Source organism: Antrihabitans stalagmiti (genome assembly GCF_016482825.1).
Classification (GTDB): domain Bacteria; phylum Actinomycetota; class Actinomycetes; order Mycobacteriales; family Mycobacteriaceae; genus Antrihabitans; species Antrihabitans stalagmiti.
Window position 1 is genome coordinate 45,234 of the sequence record NZ_JAEMNV010000002.1, and the last position, 17,169, is coordinate 62,402.

The 17,169-nt window shown below is 65.1% G+C and carries 15 protein-coding genes; 6 read left to right on the plus strand and 9 right to left on the minus strand.

The annotated features are described in order from the left end of the window. Positions 1-85: 85 nt before the first annotated feature. Together JGU71_RS04745 and JGU71_RS04750 are read right to left on the minus strand one after the other, a co-directional pair. Positions 86-1,042 carry an electron transfer flavoprotein subunit alpha/FixB family protein gene (locus JGU71_RS04745; protein WP_199702914.1) on the minus strand — a complete coding sequence of 319 codons (957 nt, stop codon included), beginning with the start codon at positions 1,040-1,042 and terminating at the stop codon, positions 86-88. A 38-nt stretch (positions 1,043-1,080) separates the two neighbouring features. Further along, positions 1,081-1,866 (minus strand): electron transfer flavoprotein subunit beta/FixA family protein, encoded by a 786-nt coding sequence (locus tag JGU71_RS04750; RefSeq protein ID WP_199702915.1) that lies wholly within the window; start codon positions 1,864-1,866, stop codon positions 1,081-1,083. 211 nt (positions 1,867-2,077) lie between these two features. On the opposite strand from JGU71_RS04750, the gene JGU71_RS04755 reads away from it, so the two are divergent. The 3 genes from JGU71_RS04755 (at position 2,078) to JGU71_RS04765 (ending at position 5,771) form a co-directional block, all read left to right on the plus strand. After that, a complete protein-coding gene (locus JGU71_RS04755; RefSeq protein ID WP_199702916.1) occupies positions 2,078-2,893 on the plus strand; it encodes a class I SAM-dependent methyltransferase in 816 nt (271 codons plus the stop codon). A 23-nt stretch (positions 2,894-2,916) separates the two neighbouring features. Then, positions 2,917-4,437 (plus strand): 1,4-alpha-glucan branching protein domain-containing protein, encoded by a 1,521-nt coding sequence (locus JGU71_RS04760; protein ID WP_199703563.1) that lies wholly within the window; start codon positions 2,917-2,919, stop codon positions 4,435-4,437. 68 nt (positions 4,438-4,505) lie between these two features. Next, complete coding sequence (locus JGU71_RS04765; RefSeq protein ID WP_199702917.1) at positions 4,506-5,771, plus strand: glycosyltransferase family 4 protein; 1,266 nt, start codon at positions 4,506-4,508, stop codon at positions 5,769-5,771. Between the two features lie 12 nt (positions 5,772-5,783). Here JGU71_RS04765 and JGU71_RS04770 read toward each other — a convergent pair whose 3' ends face one another. Beyond that, positions 5,784-6,548: an acyltransferase gene (locus JGU71_RS04770; RefSeq protein WP_199702918.1), complete on the minus strand. Its 765-nt coding sequence runs from the start codon at positions 6,546-6,548 to the stop codon at positions 5,784-5,786. A 133-nt stretch (positions 6,549-6,681) separates the two neighbouring features. On the opposite strand from JGU71_RS04770, the gene JGU71_RS04775 reads away from it, so the two are divergent. Beyond that, the gene (locus tag JGU71_RS04775) at positions 6,682-8,013 is read left to right on the plus strand and encodes an outer membrane protein assembly factor BamB family protein (protein WP_199702919.1); all 1,332 of its coding nucleotides are present in this window, start codon (positions 6,682-6,684) and stop codon (positions 8,011-8,013) included. Here the strand turns inward: JGU71_RS04775 and JGU71_RS04780 are convergent. From JGU71_RS04780 to JGU71_RS04800, 5 genes are all read right to left on the minus strand, one after another. Then, positions 8,010-9,182 (minus strand): THUMP-like domain-containing protein, encoded by a 1,173-nt coding sequence (locus JGU71_RS04780; RefSeq protein WP_199702920.1) that lies wholly within the window; start codon positions 9,180-9,182, stop codon positions 8,010-8,012. The genes JGU71_RS04775 and JGU71_RS04780 overlap by 4 nt on opposite strands. Continuing rightward, positions 9,183-10,184: a class I SAM-dependent methyltransferase gene (locus tag JGU71_RS04785; RefSeq protein WP_199702921.1), complete on the minus strand. Its 1,002-nt coding sequence runs from the start codon at positions 10,182-10,184 to the stop codon at positions 9,183-9,185. A gap of 75 nt (positions 10,185-10,259) precedes the next feature. Continuing rightward, positions 10,260-11,039, minus strand: coding sequence for an enoyl-CoA hydratase/isomerase family protein (locus JGU71_RS04790; protein ID WP_199702922.1), 780 nt, complete (start codon positions 11,037-11,039; stop codon positions 10,260-10,262). An 11-nt stretch (positions 11,040-11,050) separates the two neighbouring features. After that, on the minus strand, positions 11,051-11,866 hold the full coding sequence (locus JGU71_RS04795) for an NUDIX hydrolase (RefSeq protein WP_199702923.1): 816 nt from the start codon (positions 11,864-11,866) through the stop codon (positions 11,051-11,053). Positions 11,867-11,890: 24 nt separating this feature from the next. Continuing rightward, positions 11,891-12,724, minus strand: a complete 834-nt coding sequence (locus tag JGU71_RS04800; protein ID WP_199703564.1) for an ABC transporter ATP-binding protein — start codon at positions 12,722-12,724, stop codon at positions 11,891-11,893. Positions 12,725-12,811: 87 nt separating this feature from the next. On the opposite strand from JGU71_RS04800, the gene glgX reads away from it, so the two are divergent. Further along, complete coding sequence (glgX, locus tag JGU71_RS04805) at positions 12,812-14,932, plus strand: glycogen debranching protein GlgX (RefSeq protein WP_199703565.1); 2,121 nt, start codon at positions 12,812-12,814, stop codon at positions 14,930-14,932. A 303-nt stretch (positions 14,933-15,235) separates the two neighbouring features. Next, complete coding sequence (locus tag JGU71_RS04810; RefSeq protein ID WP_199702924.1) at positions 15,236-16,537, plus strand: glycosyltransferase; 1,302 nt, start codon at positions 15,236-15,238, stop codon at positions 16,535-16,537. Here the strand turns inward: JGU71_RS04810 and yczE are convergent. Further along, positions 16,465-17,145 carry a membrane protein YczE gene (gene yczE / locus JGU71_RS04815; protein ID WP_199702925.1) on the minus strand — a complete coding sequence of 227 codons (681 nt, stop codon included), beginning with the start codon at positions 17,143-17,145 and terminating at the stop codon, positions 16,465-16,467. The two genes, JGU71_RS04810 and yczE, sit on opposite strands and share 73 nt — an antisense overlap. Positions 17,146-17,169: the final 24 nt, after the last annotated feature.

Below are 17,169 nucleotides of genomic sequence, written 5' to 3' on the forward strand. Positions count from 1 at the left end.
CAACCTAGCCTGATTGCCGAACAAGAGAGGTGAACGCAAACGACCCCGGCCACCGTGAGGTGGTCGGGGTCGGTGAGCGGTATGTCTATCCCTTGTGCTTCTTGACTGCTTCGGTCAGCTGCGGGGCAACGTTGAAGAGGTCGCCGACGATGCCGTAGTCCGCAATTTCGAAGATCGGTGCTTCTTCGTCCTTGTTGACGGCGACGATCGTCTTCGACGTCTGCATGCCTGCGCGGTGCTGGATCGCGCCGGAGATGCCGAGTGCGATGTACAGCTGCGGCGAGACGGTCTTGCCGGTCTGACCGACCTGGAACTGACCCGGGTAGTAGCCCGAGTCGACCGCTGCGCGCGAAGCGCCGACGGCTGCACCGAGCGAATCGGCGAGCTCCTCGATGACGGAGAACTTGTCCGCGCTACCGACACCGCGGCCACCGGACACGACAACCGTCGCCTCGGTGAGCTCGGGACGGTCGCCGCCGACGATCGGATCGACGGACGTGATCTTCACGACGCCGTCTTCCTGTGCGGGCACCTCGACGACAACCTTCTCGCCTGCGCCTGCCTGCGGTGCAGCCTCGACGGCACCGGGACGGATCGAGATGACCGGAACGTCGCCGGTTGCCTTCGCGTCGACCGTGTAAGCGCCACCGAAGATCGAGTGGACAGCGCTGCCGTCCGCCTTGACCTCGACGACGTCGGACAGCAGACCCGAGCCGATACGAGCGGCAAGACGTCCGGAGACCTCTTTACCTTCGGCGCTGGCTGCCGTGATGACGGCGGCCGGGGACACCGACTCGACGAGCGACGCGAGAACGTCGACCTTCGGGGTGACGAGGAAGTTGGTGATGTTGTCGCCTTCGGCGACGTAGATCTTCTCCGCACCGGCCGCGGCAAGTGCCTCGGCGAGTGCGTCCGCCGTGCCGACCGGGCCGGTGACGACCGCGGACGGCTCGCCAAGTGCGCGGGCGGCGGTGATGAGTTCGGTGCTGACCTTCTTGACGGCACCTTCGGCGTGCTCGATGAGCACGAGAACCTCTGCCATAGCTACTTCTCCTGGAATTCGGTTACGTGTGGGGTGCGTCAGATGATCTTGTTCGACACGAGGTACTTGGCGATCTGCGATCCGCCTTCACCCTCGTCCGCGATGCGCTCACCTGCGGTGCGCGGCGGCTTCGGCGTCGAAGCCGTGACCGCGGTACCTGCGTTCGCGACGCCGACCGTCTCCGGATCGATGCCGATGTCCGCCAGGGTCAGGGTGCGAACTTCCTTCTTCTTCGCGGCCATGATGCCCTTGAAGGACGGGAAGCGCGGTTCGTTGATCTTCTCGTTGACGCTCACGATCGCCGGAAGCGTTGCTTCCAGCTTGAACACACCTTCGTCGGTCTCGCGCTCGCCGGTGATGGTGTCACCGTCGATTGCCAGCTTGCGCAGGTGCGTGAGCTGCGGGATGCCGAGGTACTCGGCGATGATGGCCGGGATCGCACCGATCCGGCCGTCGGTTGCTTCGTTGCCCGCGATGATCAGCTCGATGCCTTCGATCTGCCCGAGTGCACCGGCAAGCGTCCACGCGGTCTGTACCGCGTCGGAGCCGTGCAGTGCGGGATCGTTGACGTGCACCGCCTTGTCTGCGCCCATCGAGAGGGCCTTGCGGATTGCGTCGGTGGCGCGATCGGGACCGGCGGTCAGCACGGTCACCTCGCCGCCGTGGGCTTCTTTGATCAGCAGTGCTTCCTCGACTGCACGCTCGTTGATCTCGTCGAGAACTGCATCGGCAGCCTCGCGGTCCAGCGTGAAGTCACCGTCGGTCAGCTTGCGCTCGGACCAGGTATCGGGGACCTGCTTGATCAGTACGACGATGTTCGGCATGGGTCTGCGTCGACCTCCTGTAGTAGCTGCATCAGTTCACGGCACTCTGGTGAGCACCGTTCGGCACTGGTGACGACCTTCGCGCTCGGCGCCTAATTGCTCTGCGAGAGATTACCCCATCCTATGCTACTCACCGGTAACATGGCACAAATCACACGGTGTGCACGACCACGTCACCTGCACCGACACCCGTGGCACTAACGTCGATCCGATGAGCGAAGCACCTACGGCGAACCCGGCCGCCTCCAGTGCCGGGGCCCCGGCACTGGACACGGCACTCGACCCGCTGCCTTTGACGGGCGAGCGGACCGTGCCCGGCATAGCCGAGGAGAACTACTGGTTCCGCCGACACGAGGTGGTCTACCGCGACCTCCTCGCTCGCTGCGCCGACCGCGCGGTACTCGAAGCTGGATCCGGAGAAGGCTACGGCGCCAACATGATTGCCGACGTCGCGACATCGGTGATCGGCGTCGACTACGACGTGAGCGCAGTCGAACACGTCCGCGCTCGCTACCCGCGGGTCGACATGCGGCACGGCAACCTCGCGGCACTGCCGATCGACGACGAATCGGTCGACGTCGTGGTGAATTTCCAGGTCATCGAACACCTCTGGGACCAACTGCAATTCCTGCGCGAATGCTTCCGCGTGCTGAAGCCGGGCGGCGAACTGCTGATCAGTACACCGAACCGGATCACGTTCTCCCCGGGGCGTGACACTCCCCTCAACCCGTTTCACACCCGCGAACTCAACGCAGCAGAACTGCGCGAACTTCTCGAAGACGCCGGCTTCACCGTGTCGATCCTCACCGGCGTGCATCACGGACCGAGCCTGAAGGCGTTGGACGCAAAACACGGCGGTTCGTTCATCGACGCTCAGATCGAGCGTGCACTCGCGGGCGAGCCATGGCCCGCCGACCTCACCGCCGACGTTGCCGCCGTCACCACCGACGACTTCGAGATCAGCGAACCGAACATCGATGCCAGCCTCGATCTGCTTGCCATCGCAGTGAAACCGACCGATCGGTGACGACCGCACGCCGCGAACCGGGAATGTTTGCCCTGGTCCTGCATTCCCACCTCCCGTGGCTCGCCAATCACGGTAGGTGGCCGGTCGGCGAAGAATGGCTCTACCAGTCCTGGGCAGCGTCCTACCTGCCCGTCGTCGGTGTTCTGAAAAGGCTTGCCGCAGAAGGCCGAACCGGACTGTTGAGCCTCGGCGTCACCCCTGTTCTCGCGGCCCAACTCGACGACCCGCATTCGCTCGCAGGCATGCATCATTGGCTCGGCAACTGGCAGTTGCGCGCCAACGAAGCCGCACTGATGCACAGTGCCGCGCACCGCGAACTCGGCGCGCGCGAGCATCGCCTCGCGGCGGCAGCACTCGACGACTTCGAGACCAACTGGCGCCACGGCAGTTCCCCACTACTGCGGGGCCTGATCGACTCCGGTGCCATCGAACTGCTCGGCGGACCGCTCGCCCATCCGTTCCAGCCGCTGCTCGACCAACGACTTCGCGCTTTCTCGCTCTCCGAAGGCCTCGCCGACGCGAACGAACGCTGGGGTTCGCGCCCGACCGGAATCTGGGCACCGGAGTGCGGCTACACCCCTGGCATGGAACTCGACTACGACGACGCAGGTATCGGCCACTTCATGGTCGACGGACCCGCATTCCGCGGTGACACCTCCCTCGGACGTCCGGTCCGCGACGCCGAGGTCGTCGCATTCGGACGCGATCTGCAGGTCAGCTACCGCGTATGGTCACCCAAATCGGGCTATCCCGGCCACGCCGCGTACCGCGATTTCCATACCTACGATCACGACACAGGCCTCAAAGCGTCACGCGTGACGGGTCGGACCGTCGCAGGGGCAGACAAAGCGCCGTACGACCCGGAACTCGCGAGCGCCGCGATTACACGGCACGTCGACGACTTCGTCGAGGTCGTCCGCAAGCGCCTGCGATCGGAAGCCGACCGCATCGGTCGTCCCGCGTTGGTCGTCGCAGCGTTCGACACCGAGCTGTTCGGACACTGGTGGCACGAGGGTCCACAATGGCTCGACCAGGTCCTACGCGCGCTGCCCGAAGCCGGCATCGACATCGGCACACTGGCAAGCGCACGCGAGCGGGGTTACGTCGGCGAACCGGTGCAACTGCACGACTCGTCGTGGGGGTCCGGCAAGGACTGGCGAGTGTGGGCGGGCGATCAGGTCAAGGACCTCGTTGCACTCAACGACGAGGTCGTCCGTACAGCACTCGACACCGTCGACAAGGACAGGTCGGGCAGCACGGGCCTCGAACTTCGCAACCCTGTCAACGATCAACTGCTCCGCGAGGCGCTGCTGACCGTGTCCAGCGACTGGGCGTTTATGGTCAGCAAGGACTCTGCGGCCGGGTATGCACGTGACCGCGCGCACCTGCACGCACACGCCGTTCGTGAGATCGCGGAGGCGGCAGCATCGGGTCAACTCGCGCGAGCACACCGTTTAGCGGCAGGATGGGCGCAGGCCGACGGATTGTTTCCGGGACTCGACGCGCGCAGACTGCCGAATAGAGAATCGGCAACGAGAGCCTGACCATGACGACGAAGCAACTTCACGGGTCACAACAGGGGTCGTCACACAGGCAGTTGCCAGGGAGCCGCATGAAGATCTTGATGGTGTCGTGGGAGTACCCACCCGTCGTCGTCGGCGGGCTGGGTCGACACGTCCATCATCTTGCGACCGAGTTGGCTGCAGCGGGACACGAGGTCGTCGTGTTGTCCCGACGACCGACCGGTTCCGACGCTGCAACCCACCCCACGCACTCCCACATCGCCGAGGGCGTTCTTGTCGTCGCTGTCGCCGAGGATCCGCCGCACTTCAACTTCGGTGAAGACATGCTCGCCTGGACCCTCGCCATGGGCCACGCGATGGTCCGGGCCGGAATTGCACTCGGCAAACCCGGAGTCGGTGACGGCTGGCAACCCGATGTCGTCCACGCGCACGACTGGCTCGTCGCCCACCCGGCGATCGCGCTGGCCGAGTTCTACGACGTTCCACTCGTCTCGACGCTGCATGCGACCGAGGCAGGTAGGCACAGCGGCTGGGTGTCTGGTGTCATCAACCGTCAGGTGCACTCGGTCGAATGGTGGCTCGCCAACGATTCCGATGCGCTGATCACCTGTTCGTCGTCGATGCGGGACGAGGTCAGCAGGCTCTACGGCAGCAAGCTGGGGCCGATCACCGTGATTCGCAACGGTATCGACGTCACGACCTGGAGTTTCCGACCACGGCAACCGCGGTCGGGGCCTGCACGATTGCTCTACGTCGGACGACTGGAATACGAGAAGGGAATCCAGGACGCGATTGCAGCGCTCCCCCGAATCCGGCGCAGTCACCCCGGAACCACACTTGCGATCGCCGGCGAGGGCACCCAGTTCGATTGGCTCTACGAACTTGCGCGCACCCACCGCGTCGCACGGTCGGTGTCGTTCCTCGGCAGCCTCGGACACACCGAACTGCTCAGCTGGTTGCACGCGGCGGACGCGATCGTACTGCCGAGCCGCTACGAGCCCTTCGGCATCATCGCACTCGAAGCAGCTGCTGCGGGAACACCTTTGGTCACCTCGACCGCGGGCGGACTCGGCGAAGCCGTCGTCGACGGCGTCACCGGCTTGTCGTTCGAACCCGGCGACGTCGCAGGTTTGACCTCAGCGGTCAGGGAGACCCTCGACGATCCAGCCGCAGCACAGCTTCGAGCAACCGCCGCCCGAGAGCGACTCACCTCGGATTTCGACTGGCACGTCGTCGCTGCCGAGACCACGCAGGTGTATCAGAGTGCCAAGCGTCGGGTGAGGCATCCGCTCACCAGGCCGGAAGTTGTGAAACGTCCACTCCCCGAACGGGATCCCGCATCGCCGTTGCTGTAACTCGCTGCGGCGTCAGGGTGTTGCGTCGAGCTCGTCGTTGAGTCCTGCCGCCTTTTTCCGCGCGATATCTTCCAGCGCTGCAATATATTTCGCCCGATCGGCCGCGCCGGCCTCCCACGCGTCCTTGCGGTTCTTGACGACCTTCGCGGGTGCTCCCACCGCGATGCTGTAATCCGGGATCTCACCCTTCACAACCGCGTGCGAGCCGAGCACACAGCCGCGGCCGACCCGCGTACCGCGCAACACGGTCACCTTCGCCGCGACCCAGGTGTCCGGCCCGATCCGAACGGGACCCTTGAGGATGCCCTGATCCTTGATGGGAACGGTCACGTCGTCCATACGGTGGTCGAAGTCGCAGATGTAGCACCAGTCCGCAACAAGCGTCGACGACCCGATCTCGATATCGAGGTAGGCGTTGACGACGTTGTCCTTGCCGAACACGGCTTTGTCGCCGATCCGCAACGAACCCTCGTGGCACCGGATCGCGTTGCCGTCGCCGATGTGGACCCAGCGCCCGATCTCCATCCTGGCCAGGTCGGGCGTCGCGTGGATCTCGACGTTCTTGCCGAGGAAGACCATGCCACGCAGGACGATATGCGGATTGGCCAGCTTGAACTTCGCGAGCCGGTAGTAGCGGACCAGGTACCAGGGCGTGTACGCCTTGTTCGCCTTGACCCAGCGCAACGACTCCATCGTCAGGAATTTGGCCTGATCGGGATCGCTGCGGCGCGAACCGCGCCATCTCGTACGCAGCGGGGCGCCCCACATACTCGTCATGGTCGGCCAGCCTACTTTCGCCCCTTCGGCCACCACCCACGGGTTGTCCGGTACCCGAGCGGTCGGGTGGTCGCGATAGTCTCGTGCGGATTCGTAGCGCAGGTCCTATGACGGGTCGGACTAGGAGAAGAGAATGCGGGTGGCTCGGTCGTCGTTGGTTGCACTCGCTGCAGTCACGGCGCTGGTATCGGTCGGCTGCGGCGCGGACGACACACCGTCCGACATCTTCGCGGCAGGCGGATGGCCCGGGATTCACGCCGACGCCCGCAACAGCGACACCAGTACGGTCGAGGGTTCGCGAAGCCTGTCACTGAGTTGGTCGCGCCCGATCGGTGGACCTGTCGCCGCGTACGCGTCGATCGCCGCAAACGGCCAGATCTTCGTCACGTCCAAGATGGACGGCGGCTGCAACCTCTTCTCCTTCGAGATGGAGAGCGGCCGCAAGCGGTTCTGCTCGATCCTCGGACCTGGCGTGATCGCGTCGACTCCGATCGTCGACCGCGAGACCAACATCTACGTCGGCGACAACGGAGCCGTCAGCTCGTTCAACGACCACGGTCAGCCGCGGTGGCGCACGCCGGTCGTCGGAACGCCGATCTCCGCGCAGTTCACCGGCGACGGCAACGTCCTGTCCGTCACGCAACGCGGTCAGGTCAACGTGCTCGAACGACAGACCGGACTTCGGGTCGCCGCACCGTTCGATCTGCTGACCCAACCCGATCCGATCCAGAATCCCGACCTGCCTGTCCCCCTCGACGACCTCGGCCTGCAAGCCTGCTTCGCGGGCACCGCCGAGTGCCCTGTCGCGAACACCCCTGCGATCGACCTCGACACCGGCCGCTTCTTCGTGACGGTGTGGCAGCCGGGAGCTCCGGTCGCCTCGCTGGTCGCGCTGCGCTACACGGGCGGTGACAAACCGACGATCACCCGCGAGTGGAAGTCCGACATCCTGCCCGGCGGTTCCGCCACCACGCCCGACCTGTCCGCCGACCGCTCGACGGTGTATGTGAACGACAACGAGAACATGCTCTACGCGGTCGACGCCGCAACCGGCGCCACGAAGTGGACCTACGACTTGGGCTTCACCCCGCTCGGCAGCCAATCGACCTCCGACGACGGGCTGATCATTCCGTCCGGTGGCAAGGGCGGCCATCTGCTCGCCCTGCGTGACGCGGGCGATCGTGCCGAATTGGCATGGGAGCGAACCGAACTCGTACAGGCGGGCGTACCTGCCCAGGCCGCTGGGTCGACTGGATACACCGTGATTCGCAAGGGTGACGGACCCGACGCCGAGCTGGCATTGCTGACGTTCGACACCACAACGGGCGAGACGTTGGACGAGGACACGCTGCCGAACGCGAAAGGCTTCACGGTCGGGACCTCGATCGGTCCGAAAGGCGAAGTCCTGACCCCGACGCTGCTCGGCGAACTGTTCGTCTTCGAGTCCGATTCCGACTCCGACTAACCGCGAGGCGGTGGCGCCTCGCACACGTACGCCACCGCCGACCGCCCGACCCGCGAGATCACCAGCGACAACGACTCGCTACCGCGCAGTTTGAGCCGCGGCCGAAGGACGGCCGGATCGACGTCGACACCGCGAACGAGAATTTCGAGCGTGCCGCAATTGCGTCGGCCCAACTCCTGTCGAACGGCTTTCTCCGAGTACTTCAGCTGCTCGAGGATCCGGAACCCACGCACGTCGGCAGGAAGTTCGTCGCCGGTCAGATAGGCGATCTGTGGATCGAGTTGCCACAACCCGTGCCTCGCCGCGTAGTGGCGCACCAGACCCGCGCGAACGACAGCGCCGTCCGGATTGACGATCCACCGACCGGGTGGCTGCACGGGGATCTCGTCCGGCTCGGTGTCGGTTATGTCCCAGCCGGTCCCGTCCCCCGACAGGACGCTCGCCCGACGGGTCGCTGGTGTCGGACCATCAGCCAAGCCCTCGGACCACAGGCACGCCTCACGGACCCCACCGTCGAGTGAGACGATCTCGACCTCACCGGACCAGCCCAGGCGATCGAAGGCGAGTCCCGGTGCACATTTCACGACGAGGTCGCGGCCGCGGCAGGCGTCGATCAGATCAGGCAGCGGTGGCTGCAGCTGAGCGGGATCGTGGGTGCGTTTGCCGCCCGCCCGCCGACCTGGGTCGGCGATGACGACGGTGTCCCGCGTCGTCGGCGTCAGAGCGTCGGCACGCAGCAGCGCCGCTCGCGAAACGTTGTGCCGAGCCATCCGTAGCCGGACCGGATCGATGTCACTGCCGACGACGGGTTCGCAGGTCTCGACGAGTGCTGCAAGTTCTGCACCGATCGAGCACGTCACGTCGTGCACGGCACGGCCGGTGAGGCGACGAGCGCGGTGCCTCGCGACGACCGTCGGCGTTGCCTGCTGCAGAGCGTCGTCGGTGTAGAGCCAATGCCGACCGTTCGCGATCTTGCCAACCGACCGGCGTCGCAGCAGCACGGTTTCGACCACTGCGGCGGCGTTGGAACCGAAAAGTCGCCGCGCCACACCGAGATCGTGCAGGTGTGTGCGCGGCGACAATTCGAGTGCGTCGGCTTCGGCGAGCGCATCGACGCCAGCCGAACCGATCAGAAAGTCGACATCGGCCGCCGTGAAGGCGTAGCTCAACTAGCTCGGCTTCACACCTGTGATCAGGGCGTTGTAGAAGAATCCTCGCGGCACGACGTGGCGAAGAACCTTCTCGTCCACCCAGGTCAGGGTCTTCCAGCTGGTGAACCCGAACCGTGCCCAGTTCCAGCCGAGCTTCTCGGCGGGAACGGCGTACTCGATGGTCCGCAGCGGCCAGCCGAGCAGGGCTGCCGAGAACTCTTCGGTGTGCGCGTGCACCTCGACCGCACCGGCAGCGGTCGCGATCTTCTCGAGGTCGGTCGGATCGAACGTGTGCAGATCGACGACAGCTTCCAGTGCGGCCGCGCGGGAGGATTCGTCGAGTTCCGCCTGCGGACGACGCCAGTCGGCGAACGCCGACAGTCGCGTGATTCGCGTCGTCGTTTCCCACGTGATGCGGCCGAGCCAGCGTGCGTAGAAGTCACCGATCGTGGTCGGCTCGCCCGCGAAGACGAAGCGGCCACCCGGCTTGAGCACCCGCAAGACCTCGCGTAGAGCCTGCTCGACGTCAGGAATGTGGTGGAGGACAGCGTGCCCGACAACCAGGTCGAACGTGTTGTCCTCGTACGGAATCGTCTCGGCATCGGCGACGCGGCCATCGACAGGCAACGCGAGACTCTCGGCGTTGCGCAGCGCGACCTTCACCATGCCCGGCGACAGGTCGGTGACCGAACCGGTCTTCGCGACGCCACCCTGCATGAGGTTCAACAGGAAGAAGCCGGTACCGCAGCCCAGTTCGAGTGCGCGTTCGTACGGCAACGGCTGCTCGCCTGCAACCGCGTCGAAGCGACCACGGGCGTAGTCGATGCAGCGCTCGTCGTAGGAGATGTGCCACTTGTCGTCGTAGGTCTCCGCTTCCCAGTCGTGGTAGAGGACCTGCGCGAGTTTGGTGTCCTTCAGCGCTGCCTCCACCTCCGCCTGGGTGGCGTGCGGGTTGGGCGCGGGGTCGAGGTCCGGCACAGCCGCGAGACGTCGGCCTGGCTCTTTGGGACTTGCAGTCATGAAGGGCAGCCTACTAGGTGAGCCGAGGTGAACAAGTTGGTGACCTCGACCCGACCCGGATCACCAGTACCTTTGCTACTCGCCGGTAAATTCCGCCCGCCCCGGCCCGTTCGCCACGAAGGATTGCAGCCCGATCCCGACATCCTTGGTCGCGAAGAGGTCCGCGAAGGCGCGGCGCTCGATGGCGAGGCCCGATTCCAGATCGGTCGCCAGTCCGTCGTCGATCGCGGACTTCGCCGCCGCCAACGCTTTTGCGGGCCCGCCGACGAACTGCTGCGCCCAGGCCCGAGCCGCGTTGTAGACCTCGTCCGGCGCAACAACCTCGTCGACGAGTCCGATCGCAAGCGCTTCGTCGGCGTCGACGAATCGACCCGTGAAGATGAGATCCTTCGCTTTGCTCGGTCCGATCAGCCGAGCAAGTCGTTGGGTGCCGCCACCGCCCGGAATCACTCCGAGCAGAATTTCGGGAAGGCCGAGCTTCACGTTGTCGCCGACGATCCTTCGGTCCGCACCGAGCGCGACCTCGAGTCCACCACCGAGCGCATATCCGCTGATGGCCGCGACAGTCGGCTGAGTGATCGTTGCGATTGCACCGAGCGCGGCTTGAATATCGCCGGCGAGCAACGCCATCTCCCCCGCGCTGAGTTCGGCCATCTCTTTGACATCGTCACCGGCCGCGAACACCTTTTCGCCGCCGTACACGATGACGGCCCGGATGTCGGCGTTCGAATTCGCTTGCCGCGCAGACGCGACGAGTTCGCGATGGACCTGCAAACTGAGCGCGTTGACCGGTGGCCTCGCGATGGTGATGGTCCCGATGCCGTCGGCGACCTCTAGCGTCACGAATTCAGCCATGTCAGGAAACGCTACGCGCGCGACGGTCCCGCCCATGGATGTGGGCCTGCTTCGTAGTAGCCGTCCATGCCGGGGAAATCGACCCGTAGCGTGCCGTCGACCGTGTGCAGCAGCGGCAGTATCGGCTCGATCTCGGGCTCGGCTGCCAAGACACTCGCCGTCTCGGAGAACCGAGACAGCGTCTCGAGTTGGGTCCAGGTCGGTGGCAGCAATATCGACTCCCCGCGCCGCCACTGCGCGATTGCGGCCTCCGGTGTATGCCACGACACCGCCGCGGCTTCCGATGTCTCTCCGTCGGCCTGCTGGCCCTCCGGGACGACCGCGACGAAGAACCTGGTGTCGTAACGGCGCTTCTCACCGATCGGCGTGATCCAGTTCGCCCACGGTCGCAGCAAATCGGCCCTGATTACGAGATTTTCGCGGGTGAGGAACTCGCCGAACGTCAGCTCGCGCTTTTCGAGTCGCTCGCGGTCCGCGCGGTATTGCGAGGTGTCCGCGACGACGGTGTCGTGCGTCTCGCCTGCAAGCAGCACGCCACATTCCTCGAACGTCTCCCGGACCGCGGCGCACACCAGTGCTTTCGCGCGACTTGGATCGACGCCGAAACGCTCGGCCCACCATTCGACGGGCGGACCGGCCCACTCGAGACTGGCGTCGGCGTCGGAAAGGTCGACGCCACCGCCGGGAAAGACGGTCATGCCGCCGGCGAACGCCATGCCGCCGACGCGACGCAGCAGGAACAGTTCGAGTCCGGGATCGCCGTCGCGCACGAGAATGACGGTCGACGCGTCCTTGGGTGTCGGGACGAGATCAGGCTCTTCGCTCATGCCCTGCACCCTACGGCGGCGGAATCACCGCGATCTGTGCCTACCCGGAACGCGCGTGCGACGCGCGAAATAACGTCCGTCGACACGATCCAAGCTGATGGACTGACTGAACGCAGCGCTGAGGTTCTCGCTGGTCAGCACGTCTTCGAGCAAGCCTTGGGCCACCACTTCGCCCTCTTTGAGCAGCAGGCCGTGGGTAAATCCGGGCGGAATCTCTTCGACGTGATGGGTGACGAGCACGGTCGCGGGTGAGTCCGGATCTTCGGCGAGGTCCGTGAGCCGAGCAACCAGTTCCTCGCGCCCACCGAGGTCGAGGCCCGCGGCAGGTTCGTCGAGCAGCAGCAACTCAGGGTCGGTCATCAACGCTCGCGCGATCAGAACCCGCTTGCGCTCGCCTTCCGACAGCGTTCCGTAGGTCCGGTCGGCGAGGTGCTCCGCTCCGAGGCTCTCCAACGTATCGACAGCACGAGTGACGTCGACCTTCTCGTACTTCTCCCGCCAACGGCCGAGGACGCCGTACCCGGCGGAGATGACGAGGTCGCTGACTTTCTCGTCGGGTGGTACCCGACTCGCCAGCGCCGACGACGACAGTCCGATTCGCGGTCGCAGTTCCTGCACGTCGACGCGGCCGAGGACTTCACCGAGCAGATGAGCGCGCCCCGACGTCGGGTGCACTTCGGCTGCAGCCATTCGGAGCAGCGAGGTCTTACCCGCACCGTTCGGACCGAGAACGACCCACTTCTCGTCGAGCTCGACCTGCCACGTCACCGGGCCGACGAGCGTCACCCCCGAACGGCGGATGAGTACGTCGGCAAAATCGATGAGGAGATCTGGATCGGGTTCGGGCACGGCCACCATCTTTGCCCACATCGGGCGAACCTTCACGGCAGTATCGACATCGTGTCGCGGCAACCGGATTTCAGCCCCTCTGTTTCGACGACTCCAGTGCAGCGCTATGCAACCGATCCGCTGCCTGCTGGGTCGCCCTATCCGCTCGGAGCGACACTCACACGCTCAGGCACCCATTTCGCCGTTCACGCGCCCGATGCCGAACGGGTTCAGGTTTGTCTCGTCGACGACGGCGCGGAGACGCGAATCGACCTGCCACACCACACCTACGGAATCTGGCACGGCACCGTCGACGGCGTCCGCGCAGGCCAGCAGTACGGGTACCGGGCGTACGGCGAGTGGAATCCCCGACGAGGCCGCAGGATGAATCCTCGGAAATTTCTCCTCGACCCTGCTGCGCGCAGGATCGACGGCAGGCTTGGCGATGCGACCGCGTTGCTCAGCTACGCCGGCGACGACCCGTTCGGCGATCCGTCCCTGGTCAATTCGTTCGCCCATATGCCGCGGTCGGTGGTCGGTGTCGAGCCGGGCCCCGTGACCGACCATCTCGAAACGCCGTGGGCCGACACGGTGATCTACGAACTGCATGTCGGATCGTTCACGGCTAGGCACCCCGACGTGCCGCCGGAACATCGTGGCCGATATCTGGGACTCGCCGCGGAACCGATCCTCGATCATCTCCGGCGAATCGGTGTCACGGCCGTCGAACTGTTGCCGGTGCACGCCTTTCTCAGCGAACCTTCCGTCCGGTCACGGGGGCTGCGAAACCACTGGGGTTACTCCACCGCAAGCTATTTCGCGGTGCACCCCGGCTACGCGACAGCGCCTGGCCGCGAGATCGACGAGTTCGCGACCATGACGGCCGCGCTGCACGCCGCAGGAATCGAGGTCGTTCTCGATGTCGTCTACAACCACACGTGCGAAGCGTCGATTGCCGGGCCGACCGTGAGTTGGCGTGGCCTCGACGCGCCCGGCTACTACCAACTCGACGCCGACGGCCGCGACATCGACATAACCGGCTGCGGCAACACGATCGACGCCTACTCCCCCGCGGTCGTCGCGATGATCTGTGACAGCCTGCGCTACTTCCACGGTCGTCTCGGCGTCGACGGCTTCCGGTTCGATCTCGCGTCCGCCTTGGGTCGAACCGCCGGCGTACCGTTCGATTCGCGTGCGCCGCTGCTGAGTTCGATCGTCGCCGACCCGATGTTGCAGCGCGCCAAGTTGATTGCCGAACCGTGGGATGCGACGGCAGCTGGATATCAGGCAGGCAACTTCGGGCTGCAGTGGTCGGAATGGAACGACAAGTTTCGCGACGACGTTCGGCGATTCTGGAACGGCGACCAGAACGTTCGCGAATTGGCCTCTCGCCTTGCGGGTTCGGAGAAACTGTACGGCCGCAACAGGCGGCCATGGGCGTCGGTCAATTTCGTCACCGCTCACGACGGGTTCACCCTCGCCGACCTCGTCTCCTACGAGCACAAGCACAACGAGGCGAACGGTGAGTACGGCCGAGACGGCACCGAACACAACTTCTCCACCAACCACGGTGTCGAGGGACCCAGCGACGATCCCGACGTCGTCGCGGCACGGAGTCGGCACGCCCGCGCGCTGCTCGCAACCCTGCTCTTGTCGACGGGAACTCCGATGTTGTTGGCAGGCGACGAGATCGGGCACACCCAGGGTGGCAACAACAATGCCTACTGCGTCGCAGCCGATGCGCCACTGCAGGATTCGTGGCCGCTCGACTGGACGGGCGGGAACGACGAACTCGCCGAATATGTTTCGCGTCTGGGCGCGCTACGACGGTCGGCGCCGGCATTGCGGCAGGCCGAGTTCTTCTCAGGCCGCGACACACCGACCGGACATCCCGATCTGGTGTGGTTCGGCATCGATGGGCGTGAGCTGGACAACGATGCGTGGCACGACGATTCGCGCCGCACCCTGCAGGCGTGGATCGACGTCTCCGACGTGCGGTCGGCTGCCGACGAGGTCGATCTCGACGAGACCAGTTGGCTCCTGGTTCTCCATGCCGGACCCGCGGCCGGTATCAGCCTCGGCGCTCCGGAGTGGTTCGACGGCACGTTGGAGCCTGCCTTCGATTCGTCCGATTCGTTGGGTCGCCCTCGTGAGATGCTTGCGATCGAGCCGGACGCGGTTGTCGAAACGACCGGTCCGACTGTTCTTGCCTACCGGGCCCGTCCGCGTACGAGGTGATCCCGAGCCGCCTGTCGGCGTCGAACATCCGACCGAGCATGATCGCAACGGGTATCGACGCCGCGATCCACAGACCGACGATCACCAGCAGCACTACGTTGACATCCACGATGCTTGCCCCTCTCCGGTAACTCCTGTCGGACTCACGATTGTCAACGGATTGCCCGTTTGTTCGGTTCGACTACCCATTCCGCCCGACAACAACACCGTCGAGTCCGGGCACAGATTTAGGCATGCGGTACCGATTCCGCGAACCCGGCGAGTCTCTAGAAATGAGGAAAGCCCCCGACGAACGGCAGATCAATGGCAGTCAAAGCACGCATCCTCATTGCGACCGTCCCCATCTACGGTCACGTCACTCCTCTGATTCCCCTGGCACAGAGACTGATTGCACGGGGTCACGAGGTCCGGTGGAGTACGACGTCCACCTTCGGAGCGCAGCTGCAAGCCGCGGGCATCCCTTTCGTTCCCGCCACCTTCTCCCACGAACTGCAAGGATTCGGTCGCGACCGCTATGTGGCCGGCGGCGACGAACTGGAGGGAATTGCCGCGCTGAAAGTGGATCTGAAGTTCGGATTCATCGACAACGCGCCGCGCCAGCTTCGTGATCTGCAGGCCGCCACGATCGACTTCACGCCCGATCTCGTCCTGTGCGACACGGCCTGCCTCGGCGCACGGATGTTCGCCGAGCTGACCGGCATACCGCTTGCCGTACTGAACGTCGTACCGCTTGTTCTCACGAGCCGCGATACCGCACCGTTCGGCCTCGGAATGGCGCCGAGCGCCTCGGCATTCGGTCGGATTCGCAACAGTGCGTTGAACTGGCTCGTCCAGCATGTCGTCTTTCGTGATGTGCAGAAGCGCTGGAACTCCGTTCGCGTCGCCGCAGGTCTACGACCTGCTGGTTGGTTGATGGACGCAACGGATACCGCCGCGTTGTATTTGAATCCGTCCGTTCCCGGCATCGAGTACCCGCGCAGCGACCTGGCGTCTCAGGTGCATTTCATCGGGCCCATCTCGGCATCCTCGGATGCTGCCTGGGCTCCGCCGCAGTGGTGGCACGAACTCGACTCGGGCCGCCCGGTCGTCCACATCACGCAGGGCACGATCGCGAACGCGACCCCTGAACTGTTCGCCCCTGCTCTGGCCGGGCTTGCCGACGAGGACGTCCTCCTTGTCGTCGCGACCGGCGGTCGACCGGCAGCCGATCTCGGTCTCGACAATCCGCCCGCCAACACTCGTGTCGAGGAGTTCATCCCCTACGCCCACCTGCTACCGAAAGTCTCGGTGGTGGTGACCAACGGCGGCTACGGCGGCGTGCAACTCGCTCTCTCGCACGGCGTTCCGCTTGTCGTTGCCGGAACTACCGAGGACAAACCCGAAGTCGCGATGCGGGTCGAATGGTCCGGTGCAGGAATCAATCTGCGGACCGCAGCACCCCGACCGCAGGCGGTACGCGACGCCGTCCGCGCGATACTCGACAAGCCCGGCTACCGAGCGAAAGCGCAAGCGTTGGGCGAGGAGTACGGCAGCTACGACGCGCTGACGTTGGGTACCGAACTGATCGAGCGGTTGGTGTCGACGACCGCATCGGCGTCTCGCTGAGGTTCGGCGTTGTCGGCCACCGCAAATCCCGGCAGGTACCGCTGCACCGCCGGGATGAACAGTTGGATGAGCGGGCCGATCCCGAAGGCATAGACGACCGTTCCGACGCCGACGCTGCCGCCGAGCAACCACCCGGTCGAGAGCACCGTCACTTCGAGGACTGTGCGGACCAGTCGGACCGAGAGACCGGTCCGCGCGACCAGTCCAGTCATCAATCCGTCGCGCGGTCCGGGACCCATTCCGGCGCCGATGTAGAGCACGGTGGCTATGGCATTGAGTACCACCGCTGCGATCATTGCGGTGACCCGCAGCCAGACCTCGTCGATGTCGGGCAGTGTCGCCAATCCCGCATCCACGGATACTGCGATGACGACGACGTTGCTGATCGTCCCGAGACCTGGGCGCTGTCGAAGCGGAATCCAGGCCAGCAGCACAACGAGGCCGGTCAGCGCGGTGACGGTGCCGAAACTGAGCGGAACGTGCTCGGTGACGCCCTGATGGAAGACGTCCCAGGGGTCCAACCCGAAATTGGCGCGAATCATCACGGCCATGGAGAACCCGTAGAGCCAGAGACCGAAGTAGAGAGCACCGAGTCGACGAAGAAGCATGACACCAGCGTGACGGCAACTGGC